The organism is Bythopirellula polymerisocia (assembly GCF_007860015.1).
Taxonomy (GTDB): Bacteria; Planctomycetota; Planctomycetia; order Pirellulales; family Lacipirellulaceae; genus Bythopirellula; species Bythopirellula polymerisocia.
Map to the genome: position 1 here is coordinate 699,631 of NZ_SJPS01000002.1, position 18,403 is coordinate 718,033.

19 protein-coding genes are annotated in these 18,403 nt (G+C 53.7%); 9 read left to right on the forward strand and 10 right to left on the reverse strand.

What is annotated here, in order from left to right; all coding sequences use genetic code 11:
• The first annotated feature begins 30 nt into the window (after positions 1 to 30).
• Genes tmk through amrB form a run of 3 tightly spaced genes read left to right on the forward strand, consistent with a single transcriptional unit; the run spans position 31 to position 2,360 of the window.
• On the forward strand, positions 31 to 654 hold the full coding sequence (gene tmk, locus Pla144_RS08955) for a dTMP kinase (RefSeq protein ID WP_146450215.1): 624 nt from the start codon (positions 31 to 33) through the stop codon (positions 652 to 654).
• A complete protein-coding gene (locus tag Pla144_RS08960; protein WP_146450217.1) occupies positions 651 to 1,073 on the forward strand; it encodes a secondary thiamine-phosphate synthase enzyme YjbQ in 423 nt (140 codons plus the stop codon). The genes tmk and Pla144_RS08960 overlap by 4 nt, the downstream gene beginning before the upstream one ends.
• A 15-nt stretch (positions 1,074 to 1,088) precedes the next feature.
• On the forward strand, positions 1,089 to 2,360 hold the full coding sequence (gene amrB, locus Pla144_RS08965) for an AmmeMemoRadiSam system protein B (RefSeq protein WP_146450220.1): 1,272 nt from the start codon (positions 1,089 to 1,091) through the stop codon (positions 2,358 to 2,360).
• A 13-nt stretch (positions 2,361 to 2,373) separates the two neighbouring features.
• Here the strand turns inward: amrB and Pla144_RS08970 are convergent, their stop codons facing one another.
• Both Pla144_RS08970 and Pla144_RS08975 read right to left on the reverse strand, forming a co-directional pair.
• Entirely contained in the window at positions 2,374 to 2,796 is a 423-nt protein-coding gene (locus Pla144_RS08970; protein WP_146450223.1) for a TA system VapC family ribonuclease toxin, read from the reverse strand.
• Positions 2,777 to 3,010: a hypothetical protein gene (locus tag Pla144_RS08975; RefSeq protein ID WP_146450225.1), complete on the reverse strand. Its 234-nt coding sequence runs from the start codon at positions 3,008 to 3,010 to the stop codon at positions 2,777 to 2,779. The genes Pla144_RS08970 and Pla144_RS08975 overlap by 20 nt, the downstream gene beginning before the upstream one ends.
• A gap of 137 nt (positions 3,011 to 3,147) precedes the next feature.
• Here Pla144_RS08975 and Pla144_RS08980 point away from each other — a divergent pair, with 137 nt between their 5' ends.
• The 5 genes from Pla144_RS08980 (at position 3,148) to Pla144_RS09000 (ending at position 9,220) form a co-directional block, all read left to right on the forward strand.
• Positions 3,148 to 3,573 (forward strand): GntR family transcriptional regulator, encoded by a 426-nt coding sequence (locus tag Pla144_RS08980; RefSeq protein WP_146450228.1) that lies wholly within the window; start codon positions 3,148 to 3,150, stop codon positions 3,571 to 3,573.
• Positions 3,570 to 4,502 carry an ABC transporter ATP-binding protein gene (locus Pla144_RS08985; protein ID WP_146450230.1) on the forward strand — a complete coding sequence of 311 codons (933 nt, stop codon included), beginning with the start codon at positions 3,570 to 3,572 and terminating at the stop codon, positions 4,500 to 4,502. The genes Pla144_RS08980 and Pla144_RS08985 overlap by 4 nt, the downstream gene beginning before the upstream one ends.
• A gap of 42 nt (positions 4,503 to 4,544) precedes the next feature.
• On the forward strand, positions 4,545 to 6,044 hold the full coding sequence (locus tag Pla144_RS08990; protein WP_146450232.1) for a hypothetical protein: 1,500 nt from the start codon (positions 4,545 to 4,547) through the stop codon (positions 6,042 to 6,044).
• Between the two features lie 82 nt (positions 6,045 to 6,126).
• Positions 6,127 to 7,767, forward strand: coding sequence for an acetolactate synthase large subunit (locus Pla144_RS08995; protein ID WP_146450234.1), 1,641 nt, complete (start codon positions 6,127 to 6,129; stop codon positions 7,765 to 7,767).
• A 10-nt stretch (positions 7,768 to 7,777) separates the two neighbouring features.
• Positions 7,778 to 9,220 carry an aldehyde dehydrogenase family protein gene (locus Pla144_RS09000; RefSeq protein WP_146450236.1) on the forward strand — a complete coding sequence of 481 codons (1,443 nt, stop codon included), beginning with the start codon at positions 7,778 to 7,780 and terminating at the stop codon, positions 9,218 to 9,220.
• On the opposite strand, the gene Pla144_RS09005 is transcribed toward Pla144_RS09000, so the two are convergent.
• The 8 genes from Pla144_RS09005 to rpsB form a co-directional block, all read right to left on the reverse strand.
• Positions 9,215 to 9,727 carry a hypothetical protein gene (locus tag Pla144_RS09005; RefSeq protein ID WP_146450239.1) on the reverse strand — a complete coding sequence of 171 codons (513 nt, stop codon included), beginning with the start codon at positions 9,725 to 9,727 and terminating at the stop codon, positions 9,215 to 9,217. The two genes, Pla144_RS09000 and Pla144_RS09005, sit on opposite strands and share 6 nt — an antisense overlap.
• A 40-nt stretch (positions 9,728 to 9,767) precedes the next feature.
• Positions 9,768 to 9,983, reverse strand: coding sequence for a hypothetical protein (locus Pla144_RS09010; RefSeq protein WP_146450241.1), 216 nt, complete (start codon positions 9,981 to 9,983; stop codon positions 9,768 to 9,770).
• Between the two features lie 106 nt (positions 9,984 to 10,089).
• A complete protein-coding gene (locus Pla144_RS09015; protein ID WP_146450244.1) occupies positions 10,090 to 11,334 on the reverse strand; it encodes an aminotransferase class I/II-fold pyridoxal phosphate-dependent enzyme in 1,245 nt (414 codons plus the stop codon).
• Positions 11,335 to 11,498: 164 nt separating this feature from the next.
• On the reverse strand, positions 11,499 to 13,457 hold the full coding sequence (locus Pla144_RS09020; protein ID WP_146450247.1) for a peptidylprolyl isomerase: 1,959 nt from the start codon (positions 13,455 to 13,457) through the stop codon (positions 11,499 to 11,501).
• Positions 13,458 to 13,649: 192 nt separating this feature from the next.
• Complete coding sequence (gene frr, locus Pla144_RS09025; protein WP_146450249.1) at positions 13,650 to 14,210, reverse strand: ribosome recycling factor; 561 nt, start codon at positions 14,208 to 14,210, stop codon at positions 13,650 to 13,652.
• A 56-nt stretch (positions 14,211 to 14,266) separates the two neighbouring features.
• A complete protein-coding gene (gene pyrH, locus Pla144_RS09030; RefSeq protein WP_146450251.1) occupies positions 14,267 to 15,028 on the reverse strand; it encodes a UMP kinase in 762 nt (253 codons plus the stop codon).
• A gap of 76 nt (positions 15,029 to 15,104) precedes the next feature.
• Positions 15,105 to 15,959, reverse strand: coding sequence for a translation elongation factor Ts (tsf, locus tag Pla144_RS09035; protein WP_146450254.1), 855 nt, complete (start codon positions 15,957 to 15,959; stop codon positions 15,105 to 15,107).
• Positions 15,960 to 16,097: 138 nt separating this feature from the next.
• Positions 16,098 to 16,844: a 30S ribosomal protein S2 gene (gene rpsB / locus Pla144_RS09040; protein WP_146450256.1), complete on the reverse strand. Its 747-nt coding sequence runs from the start codon at positions 16,842 to 16,844 to the stop codon at positions 16,098 to 16,100.
• Positions 16,845 to 17,176: 332 nt separating this feature from the next.
• Here rpsB and Pla144_RS09045 point away from each other — a divergent pair, with 332 nt between their 5' ends.
• A complete protein-coding gene (locus tag Pla144_RS09045) occupies positions 17,177 to 18,403 on the forward strand; it encodes a hypothetical protein (protein WP_146450258.1) in 1,227 nt (408 codons plus the stop codon).

An 18,403-nucleotide genomic window follows, 5' to 3' on the forward strand; every position in this document is an offset into this window, starting at 1 on the left:
TTTCCCCAAGTCACCCAGCATTCTCGTGATATGTTTTTTTCCTTCGACGGCATAGACGGGGTCGGCAAGTCGACCCAAATGCAGCTCTTTCAGCAATGGCTCGTCGACGAGGGGCATGAAGTCGTCTCCTGTCGAGACCCTGGTAGTACCCCTCTGGGGGAACGACTGCGCGAGATCGTGCTACACAGCGACGAAAAGACTTCGATTGCGCCAATAAGCGAAATGCTGATTTACATGGCGGCCCGGGCTCAGTTGGTTGAAGAGGTGATTCGACCTGCTCTGGATTCCGGGAAAGCTGTCGTTTCTGATCGCTATCTTTTGGCAAACATCGTGTATCAAGGATACGCCGGTGGACTCGATGTGGAAGCGGTACGCCAAGTGGGACAGATTGCCACGGCTTCGCTAAAACCTGACTGTGTTTTCCTGCTGGACATGGATCCGCTGGCTGCACGATCGCGAATGGGCGAAGACCTCGACCGCATGGAGCAGCGGGGCGACTCCTACCGCCAGAAGTTGCGCGAAGGTTTTCTTACCGAAGCAGGCCTGACAGGAAACTCGGTCCATGTGATCAACGCAGATCGTTCCATCGAGTTGATTCAGGACGAGATACGTGCCATTGCTGGGAAAGTTCTCACCGGGGAGGATCAATCATGAAGTGTCTGACGGAGGAATTGTGGATGAACGTGCCCGAGCGCCGGCAGATCGTCTCCATCCACAATGAGGTCGAGCGACTGGTTACTCAAAGCGATGTCCAGGACGGGCTGGTGCTAGTCAACGCCATGCACATCACCGCAAGTGTCTTCATCAACGACAATGAGCCGGGCCTGCACCGCGACTACGAGAAGTGGCTCGAGGAATTGGCCCCCTTCGATCCGTCATCCAAGCGATACCACCACAATCGCACCGGAGAAGACAACGCCGATGCCCACCACAAGCGGCAAATCATGGGCCGCGAAGTTGTCGTCGCCATCACCGCGGGCAAACTTCATCTTGGCCCCTGGGAGCACATCTTCTACTATGAATTTGACGGTAAGCGCCGCAAGCGCATTTTGGTTAAAATCATCGGTGAGTAGATCCCGGGAGCTACAATGAGTATCCCCACCAACCCGCGAGTCCGCCCCCTGGAGATGATGCCGCATGGTGATCCCGCTGAGGGCCATTACGTGCTCCGCGATCCTCATGGTCTGGCGGGTACGGTCGTCCTTCCTCCCTACGCGGCTATTCTTGTTTCGCTCATGAATGGCCAGCGGACCTTGGGTGACATTCGCACAGAATTTCAACAGACCGTTGGGCAGTCGATTCCACTCATCGAAATCGAAAACTTCGTAGCCCAACTAGACGAAAATCACTTTCTGGACAGCGAAAGTTTTGCCGCTTTTCAACAGGCCCAATTGGCAGACTACCTCGCTCTCCCAGTGCGACCTGCCGCCCACGCCGGCGGGGCGTATCATGGCGACCCCGATGGGCTTCGCCAGCAGCTCAGTGATTTGTTCACCTGCGAAGGGGGACCTGGCCTGCTTCCATGGGAGGGAAATGTTAACGGCGAGAATGGAACCTTTTCGCAAAGCAAACTCTGCGGAGTGATGAGTCCTCACATCGATTTCCATCGTGGCGGGCCGGCGTTCGCTTGGGCCTACGATCGCATCGTCACCGAATCCCAGGCCAAACTCTTTGTCATTCTAGGCACCGCACACACTCCACTCCAAAGTTTTTACAGTGTCTCACGCAAAGATTACGAGACCCCATTGGGTACCGTGCCGACCGACCGCAAATTCATCGACGCGTTGGCCATTCAACTCGGAAAAAATTATTCCGGTGTTTTCCAGGATGAACTCCCGCACCGCCACGAACATTCGATCGAATTCCAGACGCTCATGCTGCAATTCATCCTGGGAGGTCGTCGCGATTTTCGCGTCGTCCCCATTCTCGTGGGATCGTTCCACCCCTTTGTCGAGCATGGCCGCATGCCCGATGAATCTCCAGTAGTCGCAGAATTCATCGATGGATTACGAGAATCAATTCGTACCTATGGAGAAGAAGTGTGCGTCGTTGCCGGCGTTGACATGGCCCACATCGGCCAGCAATTTGGCGATGAAGAGTTGCTCGCAGAAGAGCGTCTCAAAGACCAATGGACCGACGATCAGCAACTGTTGGCCAAAGCCTGCGTAGGCGATGCAGATGCCTGGTTCATGCATGTAGCCAAACAAGAAGACGCCAACCGCATCTGCGGCCTCGCCCCCATGTACACGATGCTCAAGACCATCGAACCCGAGCGGGGCGAACTCCTGAAATACGATCAGGCCGTAGCCCCCGACGGCACTTCTTGCGTAAGCTTCGCCGCCGCTGCGTTTTATGAGTAGCGGTTCAAGCTTCTCAAGATAGGATATTACAATTCAGGCCTTCGTACTGTGCAAAACTTCTATCAAAAGTGACCAACTCCATGTCGGCCGCTTTAGCAAGAGCGGCTAGATAGGCATCACTCCATACCTTGTTTGAAAAAGAATCCCTCTCCGTAAAATTTCGCCATTGCGATTCGATATTCTCTGGTTCCCCAACGAAACCAATTCTTGGGTCTGATAACATCCTGTCCCAAGTGTCCCATGCTTCGCGTAGGGTAAGTGTTTCGTCATTCAAAACGCTTGGATTCGTAACCAAGCGGAAGAACCCTTGCTGCGTCATGCGACAGAAATTGCAGGTGCCAGCAGCAACATTGTCAAACCACTCTTTGGCAGACGAATGGTGAAAATGCGTATCAAAAATGAGTGCCAGCCATAGATTAACGTAAGGGAGATGCATCTTCCTCGCTCAAGATCTCGGCGACTCGCTCGTTTGTCAATTGCAGGCTTCCCGGTTTTTGAGACCGAAACAACGGAAACTCAATTCGGCCGGACTTCTTAGGTGACTTGTCCGCGGCTTGGGGTATTGAGACGACGACAGGCAAGCCTTCAGGCAGAGACGTGCCATTATCAAAGACCACCACGCCGTTATGTATTCGTCCTGTTAGTTCCATAGCGCAATTATCCAACACCTTTGGGATCAAATCAATGATTTATTGAATATGCACCGAATCCGCTTGACAGCCTAAGACTACTGTTATATAACTGTAGTCAGCTGGCTGTTTCCCGAGCTTCTAGAGGCTTATTTGGCATGCTAATTCGCGTTGAAAAAGGCTCTGCCGTTCCCATCTCGTCGCAGATTGCCGAGCAGATCGCCATGCACTGCGCTGCGGGAAAACTCGCCTCGGGGGACCGACTTCCCTCGGTCAGAGAACTGGCCCGGGAACTGGCCGTCAACCAAAACACGATTCTGCGCGTGTACGAACGACTTGTCCGCGAAGGGCTGCTGGAGATGCGGCAAGGGCAGGGGACTTTTATTGCGGAAGACTCTACAGGCCGCAGCTTGGCGTCGCATCGCAAACGCCTTGGCGAAGAATTCCGTCAGATGGCCCGCCAGGGGATTGCTCTAGGTCTCACTGCTGACGAATTGCACGAGATCTTATCGAAGGCACTCGAGCAAGTTCAGCCCCCAGTCAACAAACAACCCGCAAAGTCAAAAACAGGGGTCTCCTCATGATCGATCCTGCCATTGAATTCATCGATGTGTGCAAAAGGTTTCGCAAACAAGAAGTCCTCCGCGATACAACATTTCGAGTCGAGCGCGGTCGCACGTTTGCATTTCTCGGTCGTAATGCCGCCGGCAAGACAACGGCCATCAGCATCATGATGGGGCTACTCAGCCGCGATGCCGGTTCGGTACGCGTGCTGGGTCTCGATCCCGCCACGCATCCCGTGGAGGTGCGCCGGCGAGTGGGCTACCTTGCCGAAGATCAAACCATGTACGGCTGGATGCTCTGCGAGGAAATCCTGCGTTTCATGGCCCCCTTCTATCCCACGTGGGACCATCAACTCGCTCTCAAATATGCCAAGGACTTCGAGGTTCCGCTGGCCACCAAGATCAAGCATCTCTCCAAGGGACAGAATGTGAGGCTCGGTTTGGTGCTGGCGCTGGCCCATCGACCGGAGTTGGTCATTCTCGACGACCCCGCATTGGGCCTTGATCCCATCATGCGCAAGCAGTTCAACCGCGATCTAATCACGCATCTACAAGGGGAAGGCCGCACGGTGTTTTATAGTTCGCATCTGCTGTACGAGGTGGAACCCGTCGCCGACGAAGTCGCCATTCTCGATGCCGGCAAGATCGTGCGACATGCCGAGACCGAGGAATTGCGTCGCGACGTGAAGCAAATCGTTCTCCATCGTGAGGCGGCATCGCAATTGGCCAGCGAAACCCGCATCCTCGATCAACGTCCCGACGGTGCAGACGTGGCCGTGATCGTCGAAAATGCTGAAACGGTGATTCAGAAACTAGCGCAAGTAGGTGTCGAGCATCGCATCGTCGATCTCAATCTCGACGAGATTTTCGAAGCCTACGTCGCAGGAAAACGTAGCAGCCCCATAGCCGCGACTATACGAGTCGCCGGTCCCCAACCCTGCGATGCGTAGCATCGCGACTAAGCTTATCATGAGAATACGCGAGCACCAACCATGAACTCAACCTGGAAAAGCCTGCTGTGGAAAGAATGGCGCGAACAACGCTGGCGGTTCGTTGCGCTGACAGGTCTCATTTCGATTCCAATGATTTTCCTTTTGGGAAGGATAGCCTATCCCGCAATGTTCAGGACTTATTTCAATCTTGTTCCGGCACTAATTGCCTGCTACGTGCTCATCGCAGGGACTCTTATTGGCATGACGGTTTCGGGAGGAGAGAACTCCCACAACACTATGCGATTTTTGCAGGCTATACCAACACCAGCGTGGCACAAAGGATTGACTAAACTCATTGCTGGCTGGATAGCGGCTTTGGTGCCTATCGTAGTTATGTGGGGCGTACTCATGGCAACTATTGTTTGGTTAGTCGATAGGAAAACCCTAACTCATACTGAAGACCCTGAACTGTTTTACTGGATACTGGTTGGGTTATTCTCTGGAATACTTGGACTCGCGAGTTATCTGCTTTGGATAGTTGCAGGAGGCGTCAATCGCTCGGATGAGGTACGTGCTGCTGCGATTGGTTTTCTAACTTGTATCAGTGCATGGATGCTGTTTGCCCTTCTAATGTATTCGGCAGACAAACATAGTCCAATGTGGGAAGAGATTCTGTGGTATCTAATCGCGGCATTACCAGGAGGTCCCGGAATCATGGTTGGACAAATTGCCGCCAATAATAGCGAACTTGAATGGCCGCTTGTGGTAGCAGTTGGCGCATTGTCCCATGGGGCCATCTTAGCCACATACCTCAAGCGATTCGCTAACGTACCGGTTACACCGAAGCGTGCCGTGGGGCTTGAATTCGGATTGTCTCTTTGGAAGAGCAAGAATTCAGAACCGATGCGTTTTCAGTGGCTCGCTATTGCCTGGAAGCAATTCCGCGAAACGGGGCCGCTGGCAGCGATGACTGTCGCAGGAATTTTGGTGATTGTCCCGGTAGTCCACTATTTCAATGAGCGAAACGGCACCTTAGCTGATCTCGGTTTTATGTTAACTATGGTGTCACTATCTGCAGGATTCTTCGTCATCATTGTCACGGGTATCGGTCTGTTCCTCGAAGACTTCGCTCCAGGCGTTAATAAATTTTGGCGATCTCGACCAGCAAGCGTGCATCTATGGTTTGTCGTAAAATACATGGCGGGACTTGCAGTGCAATTCGTAGCGTTCGGCATGTTAGTTCTATTGGGCTATTTGCTCCAGTCAAGTGCTTTTGCGCACTATGAAGAAGCTATCTTCGTTACCACCTTCACAACTTATGCCTTAATAATCCTCTATACGCTTGCATTGGCAAGTTATTGCTTGCTACGGCAACCTATTTACGCCGCCGTGTTGACTTTCGCGATTTTTCTTGGGGGAATGATGTCGCTTGACTGGCTTTTCCCTGATCCGAGTTTCTCCAAGTGCGCTGTGACTGCGATGGTCTTGGCACTTGGAATTCCTTTTACCATCGCTTGGCTAGCCGTCAAGCATGACTGGGGCTGGAAAGCGGGGCGTTAAGGGGAGTTCGCTCGGCGAGTATTTCTGATAGATTGGTGATTGTTGAAGATTACAATTGCCTGCCGAGTCTCGAAGTACTTCCATGAAAGCCTCTGATCTGTTTGTCCAGGCCCTCGAAAGTGAAGGGGTCGAGTTCATCTTTGGCATCCCCGGCGAGGAGAATCTCGACTTTCTCGACTCCCTGTCGCGGTCCAGCATTCGGTTGATCCTCACGCGGCACGAGCAGGCCGCTGGATTCATGGCGGCAACCTATGGTCGGCTCACTGGCAAAGCGGGAGTGTGTCTCTCGACACTCGGGCCGGGGGCAACCAATCTCGTTACCGCAGCGGCCTACGCGCAGCTCGGCGGGATGCCGATGGTCATGCTCACCGGGCAGAAACCGGTCAAAACCAGCAAGCAGGGGCAGTTTCAAATCGTCGACATCGTCGACATGATGCGCCCGCTCACCAAATACACGCGTCAGATCGTCAGCGGCGGCAACATCCCTTCGCGGATTCGGGAGGCCTTTCGCCTGGCCGAGGAAGAACGCCCGGGAGCTACACACCTGGAACTCCCCGAAGACATCGCCCGGGAAGAAACCGATGAGCCGGTCCTGCCACAGAGTATCGCCCGCCGCCCGGTGGCCGAAGAGAAAGCGATCCTCGCCGCGGTGAAGCGAATCGAAAAGGCGCATTATCCCCTGCTATTGGTCGGTGCCGCTGCCAATCGACGATTGACCTGCCGCATGTTGCGGCAACTCGTCGAGCGGACAGGGATTCCATTTGTCACCACGCAGATGGGGAAAGGGGTGCTCGACGAGGCCGATCCCCTGTTTCTCGGTAACGCAGCCCTGTCGGCAAACGACTTCGTCCACCGCGCGTTTGATAAATCAGATCTCATCATCAACGTGGGTCACGATGTAGTCGAGAAGCCACCGTTTTTTATGAATCCAGGTGGTGTGGAAGTGATTCACATCAATTTTCTCTCCGCGTCGGTTGATCCTGTCTATTTCCCGCAGGTTGAAGTCATTGGCGACATTTCCAACAGCGTCTGGCAAATTAGCGAACGGATCACTCGACAATCTCATTGGGACTTTGAACGGTTCATGCAAGCACGCACCGCCATGATTGAGCACATCGCGGCCGATGCCGGTGATAAGCGGTTTCCCATGTATCCTCAGCGACTCGTGGCTGATGTCCGCCAGATGATGCCAGACGATGGGATCATCGCCCTCGACAACGGAATTTATAAGATCTGGTTCGCACGCAACTACCCTGCCCGCCAACCAAATACCGTGCTCTTAGACAACGCCCTGGCTAGCATGGGTGCCGGCTTGCCCTCAGCCATGGCTGCGCGGCTGGTCTATCCAGATCGCAAGGTAATGGCCATCTGCGGCGACGGTGGCTTCATGATGAACTCCCAGGAGCTAGAAACCGCCGTACGGCTGAGGATGCATCTAGTAGTGCTGATCTTGCGCGACGACGCTTATGGCATGATCAAGTGGAAGCAGGCACATATGGGATTTGAGAACTTCGGCTTGGACGTCGGAAACCCAGACTTTGTGAAATACGCCGAGAGTTACGGTGCGAGCGGCCACCGCATCTCTTCTGCAAATCAACTCTTGCCTCTATTGCAGGAATGTCACTCGACTCCCGGCGTCCATGTCGTCGACGTCCCTGTCGACTACACAGACAATGACCGGATTCTGAATCGCGAAATCGCTGAGCAAAGTGCGAAACTTTGAGGATTTACCTATGCTAAATGAAACCTACCCATACTACCTTGCCAACAAACCCGTTGCCGCGAATACCGATCTCGAGGTAACGGACAAATACACCGGCGAGGTCGCCACACGGGTTGCCATGGCAGATGCCAAGACGATAGACCGAGCAATCGCCGCAACGGTCGAAGCCACCGCACCAATGGCACAACTCCCTCCGTACGAGCGCCAAGCAATTCTCAATCACTGTGTTGACCGATTCACGGAGCGGGCGGACGAGCTGGCCATGTCCCTCTGCACCGAAGCGGGCAAACCAATCAAAGACAGCCGTGGTGAAGTGTCGCGTCTTATCGACACCTTTCGCATAGCTGCCGAAGAATCGGTCCGCATCGGCGGCGAGATCATGAACCTGGAAATCTCACCTCGAGCGCGCGGGTATCGGGGCATGTTCAAGCTGGTCCCCATCGGTCCGTGCTCGTTCATCTCGCCCTTCAATTTCCCGCTGAATCTAGCCGCCCACAAAGTCGCACCCGCGATTGCGGTCGGCTGCCCGTTTGTCTTGAAGCCCGCTAGCCGCACTCCTGTCGGAGCCTTGATCATCGGCGAGGTCCTCGCCGAAACTGACTTGCCCAGGGGTGCTTTCTCAATCCTCCCCTGTCACCGCGATGGTGCCGACCTCTTCACAACTGATGATCGCCTGAAACTCTTGAGCTTTACCGGTTCGCCAGGAGTCGGCTGGGATCTGAAAGCCCGCGCAGGCAAGAAAAAAGTCGTCCTGGAACTCGGCGGCAATGCGGCCTGTGTCGTCGATGCCGATGCGGATCTAAATGACGCCACCGAGCGACTCATCATCGGTGCGTTCTATCAATCTGGCCAAAGCTGTATTGGCGTACAGCGTATCCTGATTCACGAGAGCATCTACGATGAACTTCGCGAACGGCTTGTCGCTGCCACCAAGAAACTCGTCGCCGGCGACCCCAAGGACGAAAAAACCTTCATCGGCCCGATGATCTCTGCAAAAGAAGCCGAGCGGCTGGAAAACTGGATTGCCTCTGCTACTAAGGCTGGTGGTAAAATCCTGTGTGGAGGAAATCGCAAAGGTGCCATGCTCGAAGCGACCATCATGGAAAACGTTCCCAGGGATCAACCGCTCTGTGCTGAGGAAGCCTTTGGCCCTGTGGCAGTGCTCAATCCTTACAGTAATTTCCAAGAAGCCCTCGATCAGGTAAACGATAGCGAATTCGGACTCCAAGCAGGCATCTTCACCCGCGATATCTACAAAATGCAGAAAGCATGGGACGAGCTCGAAGTCGGCGGCGTCATCATCGGTGACGTACCGAGTTGGCGGGTAGACAACATGCCTTATGGAGGCGTGAAAGACAGCGGTCTAGGCCGCGAAGGAATCCGCTTCGCCATGGAAGATATGACCGAAATCCGCAACCTGGTTATCCGCACCCCGCCAAATTTGAAGCTATGACTCCCTAACCGCATCTTGGACGGCTTGCCAAGTTTCAAATACTTCTAATTCGCGGGCTTTTTGTTCTAGATACTGTAAGTCGAGCGTTTCACCGCTGATCTTCGCAATACCAGCGATGTCGCGCAGATGCTTGTCTGAGCCCCCCTCTCGATAGTAAATCAGTTTGCCGAGGATGACATCTTCAGGGGCAGCGACGAATCCATTCTGATCCTCAAACAATGCTATTGATTTTCGACGGTCCAACTGCGCAATGTTCCAGGAAGATTTTCCCGCCACCATAAAATCAATCTTGTTCCCGGAGTCGAGGTGAATGACGTTGAATTGGCTCCGATCTCGAACCGCTTCCAGAGCGGCATTTGGACTGACGTAGAATTCCGGAGCAGCAAATGCTTTACAAAGGGCTTCAACTTCAGCGAGCGAAGGACATATGACGACATCGATATCCTGGGTAAACCGCGACTCTCCCCAGATGCCGCTGGCAAACGATCCAACAATTGCGTAGGGCAATTGCAATCGCTCCAAGTTTCTCACAAGAAACTTTAATAGCTCAGCTTGGTCCACGACACACTCGCTTAATCACTTCCTCACGAATTTGGCTTTCCTGCCAATCTGGGTGGTGATGTCGTACACCGGCCTCTGCCAAGACACGAGCCGTGCGGTTCGCCGAGCCAATCATAGCTACTCGCTCCGCTGGGGTCTTACCGCGCAGCACTTCGGCCATTTGATCGTCAACGACTTCGATGCGTAGTGGTCGAGTGTTCATGCCGCCATTTTACAATTTTTGAAGTCGAGAATTTCCAATTTAGTTGCCTTTCGCTCCGCGAAATTAGCGCTACATTCGCGATGCGAAAGGCGACAACATCTCTAGCTTATACATTGACCGGTGCAGGCTCATTAGTGAATCTCGCTTCAGCGTCACGTAAGCAATTCTTGATTTGCCGCACGGCCTGCCGCAAGCGGGCTTCGTTTTCTACTAGAGACATCCGCAGAAATCCTTCACCGGCGGGGCCAAAACCGCTCCCTGGGCTTACCGCGACGTTCCCCTTTTCAAGTAGCATCATAGCGAAGTCCATCGTATTCATCCGCGATCGCCACGGCTCGGGAACCGCCTGCCAGACGAACATGCCTGCCTGAGGGGGTTTCACGTCCCAACCCAGCCGAGCCAGCGATTCACACAAAGCGTTGCGGCGAGATTGATAGATTTGAGATTGTTCCTCGACCGCCGCGTCGGTGTGACGCAGGGCCAATATCGCTGCGATTTGTACCGCCTGGAACATGCCGTAGTCGTAATACCCTTTAATCGTCGCAAGTGCCGCAATCATCTCTGCATTACCCGCACAGAAACCGATCCGCCATCCGGCCATGTTGTACCCCTTGCTCATGGTCGTGAATTCGACGCCCACTTCACTGGCCCCCGACGAGGCCAGGAAACTTGGTGGCTTGTAACCATCAAAAGCGACGTCAGCATAGGCAAAGTCACTTATCACCATAAAGCCATACTTCTTGGCCAGTTTCACCACTTCGTCGAAGAATGACTGCTCGACAACCACGCTCGATGGATTGTGCGGGTAGTTGAGAATTAACAGCTTGGGCCGCGGGTAGAGTGTCTCACAGGTGTAAGCAATGTCTGAGAGGAACTTTTCGCTGTTGGATACCTCCAGGGCGATTACGTTACCCGAAGCGAGTGCGACCGAGTAGACATGGATTGGGAAGAACGGAGCCGGCACAATTGCAGAATCTCCAGGCCCCATCATTGCCAGACACATGTGGCTGAAGCCCTCTTTTGATCCCAAGCAGACGATGATCTCGTGATCAGGATCGAGCCGCACACCGTACTTCTTCATGTATTTGGCAGCGACCTCGCGGCGCAAATTCACGATGCCGTTCGACTTGCTGTACCCATGATTGCCCGGATCGCGGGCGGCCTCGGCCAACTTCTCGATCACCAATTCCTGCGGAGGATCCGAGGGATTGCCCATTCCGAGGTCGATCACGTCGTCCCCATTGCGCCGCTTGTTGTAAAGCATCGTATTGATGCGCCCGAACAAATAAGGAGGCAAACGCTTCACGCGCTGGGCTACTTCGATGTGAAACGGTTCCGATGCGGAAGACATAGCGAGATCCCAAGAAAGCGAGGCCGAGGTTTGACTTGCAGGACCAAGTATAGCCGATGAGAGTTCACCGCGCAAGCGAAAAGTCATACCCGCGCGGGCGGGTACCCAGAACTTTTGTGCTGCCCGGTGTATCCCCGCCTGCGCAGGGAAGACGGCTTCGAACCTTATCGTACGGTACCGCTAGTCTGCCGAACCGCGGAATCATTCCGCACCTTTGCCTGACCTTTTGCCGAGTGGTCGCTGGGTGCCTGAGAAGTTCCTGCCAAGAAGTTGTCGACACGAGAACTTTCGCGAATCGCTTCAAACTTTTCGCTCATCGCCAGCCGCAGCTTCTTTTCGTAGATGTCCCGGACCAGAATGTCGCGAACCTTGTTGGCATCCACATCGATCCGCTCGGTACGACCTTCGCAGCGAAGAATCAAATACTTGTCTCGGACTTGGATAATTCCTGAAAGCTGGCCATCCTGAAGTTGGAAGGCGGCATCTTCTAGTTGAGGCTGCCCGCCAAAGCGTTGGATAGGAGGTACCTCACCACGCAAGGCCTTGCTGGAGGGTTCAATAGAGTACTCGGCTGCCAAATCGCCAAAGTACTCGACCGACGGATTCCGCCTGGCCTTGTCCCAAATTTCTTGGGCACGCCGCATGGTGGGCAAGACAATCGCCCGACATCGTACACGGTCTCCATAGTTGGCTTGATATCCTTTTTGAATGTCCTCTTCCGTGACCTGGACCTTAGAAGCGGTCAGTTTCTTAAGCGCCGCCGAAGGCCAAACCGCATCGCGGAGGTATTGGTCCTTGTCCATCTTCTGCTCCTGGACAATCGCTTCAAACCACTTGTTGAGATCGGCGTTGCCTTGCTGATCGACCACGCCTGCCAACTCGGCCGCATGACGCACCTCGGCCTCAAGGTCAGCTTCGGTGAGGGCGAGATTGGCTTCTTTCAAACCTTGCTCCAGCAGCAAACGCGAAATCTCGGTCTCCAACACTTCCTCACCATGGCGTAGCAGACATTCATCCCCAAGTTCCTTCATCGTGATGCGGTCACCGTTGACTGTGGCCACGACGCCTGGCATGGTCTGACGCAGTTGGGGATTGTTGTAAATGTTGACCGGCGTTGCCGACTCTTGCAACTTGCCGAACAGCTCGTGCGATGCTTCTCGCAGTTTTTCGTCTGTGATTTTATCGACGATTTGCTGTTCGACCTCCGCGCGATTCACTCCCCGCGGTTGATTGCGAGCGATGCACTTGAGAATGACAAATTGTCCGGCCACAGGGATCACCTCAGAGATCTGCCCCTCTTGAAGAGCAAAAGCAGCGTTTTCGATTCCAATGTCACCAACGTGGCGACGAATCGGCTGAATCAACCCACCCACGCTGGCTGAATTAATGTCTACCGAGTTCTCGATTGCTAGCCGAGCAAATTGCTCGGGGTCTGCAATCAGTTTGTCACGAATTTCGTTGGCCAATTGCTGATTGCCCACGGCAATGAGTCGGGCGTTAATGGTTTCTCCGAATTCCCGCTCCATGGCCTCGTTGATCTCGGCGTTAGAAACCTGAATATCCTTCTCAGCCAACCTGCGAAGTGCCAAAGTTGGCCACACGATGTCACGAGCATATTCTTGGGCGGTGATGCCCCGTTCCTTCTCTAGCATTTCCAACCATTGCTCGCGCGAGAGTTGGAACCGCTTCGCCATCCGATCAATCTCAACCGCAATATCCTGATTAGTGATCGCGATTCCACGCTTCTCGCAGTGATTCAGAATCAATCGCTTGTTGACCAGGCTTTCTACCACCTCTTCGCCATGCCGTTTTACACAAGCATCAGTCAGATCCTTGCGGCTGATGTCTTTGCCATTCACGATAGCCATCACATCATGTGGCAGGCGTTTGATCGCAGAAGATGTTCCGTCAGCAGCGGCAGTCCGCGCCGATGTTGCTACGCTTGATTGGGTATCGGCCTTAGCCGTTCGGACTGGGTCCGCTTGCTTGAACTTTAGCATCAGCACTAGTATCACTGCCGCGGCAACTATCCAGCCGACCTGATGCTTCCACAGCCAATAGGCCAGGCGAGTTCTGAGAGGACTTACTTCTGCTTCCGTGCGCAGTGTGTCTGGACGAGACATGGCGGTTTCTCCATAAACCGAGTGCAAATAATTGGGTCAACGCGCGTCGGGTGCGCGAAGATTACGGGGTTGGGCCGCAGTATAGGCCGTGCGTGGAGAATGCGACAAGAGAGATGCGCAAGGAACAACAGTAGAACCACAACCAGCGACGAGTAGTTTCCGCTTACTTGCTAGCAGTGCTTGCACGCAGCACTAGCCATCCATCACTTCTGACTCTTTCGACTTGGCGATTTCGTTGGCCTGGTCTTCGTAGGTCTTGGTAAGGTCTTGGACTTCCTTCTTAAGTGAATCCCGGTCGTCCTCGCTCATGATCTTGTCCTTCTCTGACTGATCGGCGTGCTTGTTGCCATCACGGCGAACGTTGCGAATCGCCACCTTGGACTCCTCAGAAAGTTCCTTGATCCGCGCGACCATCGAACGGCGAACTTCCCCCGAAAGCGCAGGGATATTGAGCCGAATCACTTTGCCATCGCTTTGTGGAGTGAGGCCCAAGTCACTCGCAATGAGTCCCTTTTCGATCTCTTTAATGGTCGAGGGATCAAAAGGCCGAATCACGATTTGGGTTGGTTCGGGAGCACTGACTGAAGCAATCTGCTTGATCGGGGTAGGAGAACCGTAGACGTCAACTCGTACCGTATCAACCAACCCTGGATTGGCACGACCGGTGCGAATCCCGGTCATGTCGTTTTTGAGCTTGCTGATCGCCTTCTCCATGCGTTCTTCGGTATCGAGAAGTATTTCGTCGCTAGTCATGGCAGATAGTGGTTGGTGGTTAGTGGCTAGAGGTTAGTTCTACACCGCGATCCCCATCAGGCGGTCACGGTTTCTTTGCGACTGGTAACAGAGGTGCCTAGTTTCTCACCGCGAACGGCGCGTTCGATGTTGCCGTCAACACGGTAATTGAAGACTAGAATCGGCAGGTCGTGCTCCATGCATTGGGCGATCGCTGTCGGGTCCATGACCCGAAGATTTTGATCCCGCACCTCCTGGAAACTGAGGTTGCGAAATAGCACTGCATGGGGATTCTTCTCTGGGTCTTCGCTGTAGACCCCTTCAACCCGAGTCGCCTTCATCAAGATGTCCGCCTCGATCTCCAAGGCTTTTTGCGCCGCTGCTGTATCAGTCGTCACAAATGGAGCACCGGTACCTCCCGCAACGATCACGATGCGCCCCTTCTCAAGGTGCCGCTTAGCGCGTCGTCGGATGTAGGGCTCTGCCACACCATCCATTTTCACCGCACTCATCAAACGCGTCTCGCAGCCGAGCGACTCCAGTGCGTCTTGCAAGGCGAGTCCATTGATCACTGTGGCCAACATCCCCATGTAATGGGCGGTGGCTTCCTGAATACTGGAATTCCCGGCAGTGAACTGGGCTCCACGCAAAATATTGCCGCCCCCAATCACGATGGCAATCTCAACCCCCTGCTGCATCGCCCGATAGGTTTGCGAGGCAATATGGACGACCTCTTCCATGCTGATGCCACGCTCACCAGGGGGCGCAAAGCTTTCCCCCGAAAGCTTGAGAACGACCCTTCGATAGGGCCCGTCGGTTGTTCCAGGTTTCACTGTCATCCGTCACTCACCATGGAGCTAAGAGGCGTAAAAAACGCCCGAGGGTTGCAACCCTCGGGCGTTAGCAATTCTAACATCATGCCGCGTCGACGGCATCGCCGGAAGTCGTCTCACCCAGTTGCCAGCGGATGAAGCGTTTGAGCTTCATCCCACCTTCTTTGGCGATATTTCCGACGGTTTGACTTTCGTCCTTTACAAAAGGTTGCTCCGCTAGGACGTGCTCCGCATAGAAGTTCTTCATCCTGCCTTCGATCATTTTCTCAATGATGTTTTCCGGTTTGCCTTCCTGACGGGCACGATCTTTCTGCAGTTCTCGCTCTTTGTTGACCAGTTCAGAATCGAGTTCTTCCTTGGTAGTAGCCCGTGGATTCATAGCTGCCACATGCAGGCTGATTTCCTTTGCCAGCTCGTCGGTGCCCCCTTCGACTTCCAGGAGAACCCCGATTTTGGACATATGCACAAATCCACCCGAGGGAGCGTCAATCCGCTCCAGCCGAGCGATGCGAAATACTTCGCGTATCTTGTTCTGCAATTCGTCCCTCTGGTCTTCGAGAGTCATCCCTTTCTTGCTTGGCGACGGCTGAGACCACAGTTCTTCAGGAGACTTCGCTCCAGGACCAACGGCCAATTGCTTGGCAAGGTCATCGGCTAGCTGGATGAACTCTCCATTGGCAGCGACGGGGGCAGATTCGCACTGCAATTCCACCATCGCGCCAACCCCATCGGCAACGCTTGAGTAAATACCGATACGACCTTCCTCAGTGGCGCGATCTTGTCGCTTGCCCATAAACTTCTTACCGGCTTCGCGCAATGCACGTTTCGCTGCTTCCATGTCGCCCCCTGCTTCGCTCAGGGCTGCCTTACACTCCATCATGGGCAACTGCGTCTCATCGCGCAGCTTCTTCACCATCGCTGCGGTGATATCTGGCATGATAAATTACTCCTCGTATATCTCTATGCTTATTGTGTAGGCCGGAACAGGCTGTGCGAAGTTCCGGCGATGATTAGCTAATCGCTTAGAGTCCAGAGCCATACTTCTAGCTCTCGACTTTTAGCTCTCAACGATAATTCAAGCGGTGGCAAGGCCGTTCTTCGGTTCGGCACCCTCGGATTGTTGCTGCTGTTCGACCGCAGACTTGGCTTTGCCTTCGGCAATCGCGCCAGCCAGAATGTTGATAATCAAGTCAATCGAACGCATGCTATCGTCGTTACCGGGGATCGGCAGATCGACCATGTCGGGATCGCAATCGGTATCAATTAATGCCACCGTGGTGATGCCCATCTTGCGGGCTTCCTTGACTGCGTTCTTTTCCTTCTTGGGATCTACGACGATCATGCACTCTGGCAAACGGTTCATCTTTCGCATGCCGTTGAGGTTTTGATACATCTTGCGGTATTCGCGGTTAAGCGAGGATTGCATTTTCTTGGAATACGAATTGATTTCTTCACTTTCGCGGATGTGCTCAAGCTCTTCGAGTCGAGTGAGCCGACTGCGAATCGTGCGAAAATTCGTCAGAGTGCCCCCCAACCAACGGTCGTTGATGTAGGGCATTCCACAACTCTCGGCGGCTTTCTGAATTGTCTCGCCCGCTTGTCGCTTGGTGCCGACAAACAAAATGAGGCTGCCGTGACTGGCCACATCTGCCAGATACTTTTTGGCTCGCAGCAGACCGCGAATGGTCTCGCGAACGTCGATAATGTGGATGAGGTTGCGGCGGGCATAGATGTAGGGCCGCATCTTGGGATTCCAGCGGCTTGAGCGATGCCCAAAATGCACGCCGGATTCAACCAGCTCTTTTACTAAAGTCGTTGACACGCAATTTCTCCAAAAGGCACATCGGCCCTACATGGCGATCAAGCCATGCGTCGCCTGTGGCAACTGTCCGACGTTGGGGGGGGTGTTACTCGGCCAGTTATCTCACAATCATTGGCTTGGGCCGTACAAGTCAAATTAGCCCTGCAGTTTATCTCCCGCCCATGCGGTAGTCAACAGGCCATGAAGATACTTAATCCCAAACAGCGTAAGTAGTTAGCCCAATTCTTGGGACAACCACCGCCGCTAAGCTTGCTCTTGGGGAAAACTTAGGGAATTGCTACCTTTCTCCCCCCTATCCCACCCCTCTTTGTTGTCTTATCGAAAGCATCGCCATGGATGTCGAACCAACAACCAAACATACCCTCCAGGGACGTGAGCTGATTGAGTATTTGATCGAAAAGACTGCCAACTCGACCAATGCCGTATTGATCGAGCGCGAAGATCGCCGCAATCGCCGTTCGACGATCTTGTTTTCGATCATTACCTTCATTGGCATCAGCGGTTTGGTCGGGGCCGCGCGGCTGTTCATCGATCATGCCGTCCAGCAGCGCACGAGTGAATTCCAAAACGAGATGGTTCGCAACTCCGAACAATTGGAGCGACGAATTGCCTCCATGCACCTCGAATCACAGGCATTACAAAAACTGCTGACCGATCAGATCGAAGCTCTGACCAAAGGAATCGAACGTCAGGTCAAACAACAGGTTGCCGAAGAGGCCTCTCGTGGCTTGCTGACCCTGAAACATCGCGAGCAATACCACGCCCTGAAACAGTTCGTTGAGGAAATTGAACAACAGGTGGCCGAGAACGAATTCCCTGAAAACTTGCTGACCGCTGCCGTGGACACTGCAAACCAATTGGCTGACGCCGACGAAATCTCGTCAGAACCACTATTCCAGCCGATGATCGAAAAACTCGTCGACCTCTTGGTTCGTTCTGATCGTGTCAAAGACATCAATCGTGTGGAACAAGCAACTCGTACAACGTGTGTACGATCCAAACGTATTGCCCTGGACCTGACGGACCATTACGGACAGCTAATCATTTCTTCACCGTATCCGGTCGAACAGTTGAATGCAGAATTTGAAGCGCTCACCCGCTATGCTCGGGCCTCTCGCGAACTAAAGTATCCCGAGAAATCCATCATGTGGGAACTCTTCGTCGAATATAAACGCAATCGCTATTCAAAGTCTCCCACGACCGATGAAATCGTCGAGATGGTTTACAGTTTGAACGCCGCGGATCTACGCAATTTCTGTTACCACGTCTTCTTGAATTCTCATCCCCTCCATTGGATGAACACCCCTGACCACGAAGGCCAGATGCTGGCAAAATTGGTCGCAAACTTACTCGGCGATTACCCTGAATTACGCAGCACGGTCGAAGCACAGATCGCCACTCCGGAACTACGAGCAATTGTCGAGGAGGTTGTAACCACCAAACAGGAGCGGCAAAAAAGGCTCGCAGAAAACCAACCGAAAACAGAGACTCCTGAGGCGACTGAGATCCCGAATACTGCCCGTGAACCCGACGGGGATGAGAACGAACTCCGACGATGA

Bases quoted from the DNA above. Each gene is read 5' to 3' on its own strand.
- tmk (WP_146450215.1), top strand. From the start codon at position 31: ATGTTTTTTTCCTTCGACGGCATAGACGGGGTCGGCAAGTCGACCCAA.
- Pla144_RS08980 (WP_146450228.1), top strand. From the start codon at position 3,148: ATGCTAATTCGCGTTGAAAAAGGCTCTGCCGTTCCCATCTCGTCGCAG.
- Pla144_RS08995 (WP_146450234.1), top strand. From the start codon at position 6,127: ATGAAAGCCTCTGATCTGTTTGTCCAGGCCCTCGAAAGTGAAGGGGTC.
- Pla144_RS08960 (WP_146450217.1), top strand. From the start codon at position 651: ATGAAGTGTCTGACGGAGGAATTGTGGATGAACGTGCCCGAGCGCCGG.
- Pla144_RS09020 (WP_146450247.1), bottom strand. From the start codon at position 13,457: ATGTCTCGTCCAGACACACTGCGCACGGAAGCAGAAGTAAGTCCTCTC.
- pyrH (WP_146450251.1), bottom strand. From the start codon at position 15,028: ATGACAGTGAAACCTGGAACAACCGACGGGCCCTATCGAAGGGTCGTT.
- Pla144_RS08985 (WP_146450230.1), top strand. From the start codon at position 3,570: ATGATCGATCCTGCCATTGAATTCATCGATGTGTGCAAAAGGTTTCGC.
- amrB (WP_146450220.1), top strand. From the start codon at position 1,089: ATGAGTATCCCCACCAACCCGCGAGTCCGCCCCCTGGAGATGATGCCG.
- Pla144_RS09000 (WP_146450236.1), top strand. From the start codon at position 7,778: ATGCTAAATGAAACCTACCCATACTACCTTGCCAACAAACCCGTTGCC.
- Pla144_RS09015 (WP_146450244.1), bottom strand. From the start codon at position 11,334: ATGTCTTCCGCATCGGAACCGTTTCACATCGAAGTAGCCCAGCGCGTG.
- Pla144_RS09010 (WP_146450241.1), bottom strand. From the start codon at position 9,983: ATGAACACTCGACCACTACGCATCGAAGTCGTTGACGATCAAATGGCC.
- Pla144_RS08990 (WP_146450232.1), top strand. From the start codon at position 4,545: ATGAACTCAACCTGGAAAAGCCTGCTGTGGAAAGAATGGCGCGAACAA.
- frr (WP_146450249.1), bottom strand. From the start codon at position 14,210: ATGACTAGCGACGAAATACTTCTCGATACCGAAGAACGCATGGAGAAG.
- Pla144_RS08970 (WP_146450223.1), bottom strand. From the start codon at position 2,796: ATGCATCTCCCTTACGTTAATCTATGGCTGGCACTCATTTTTGATACG.
- tsf (WP_146450254.1), bottom strand. From the start codon at position 15,959: ATGCCAGATATCACCGCAGCGATGGTGAAGAAGCTGCGCGATGAGACG.
- Pla144_RS09045 (WP_146450258.1), top strand. From the start codon at position 17,177: ATGGATGTCGAACCAACAACCAAACATACCCTCCAGGGACGTGAGCTG.
- Pla144_RS08975 (WP_146450225.1), bottom strand. From the start codon at position 3,010: ATGGAACTAACAGGACGAATACATAACGGCGTGGTGGTCTTTGATAAT.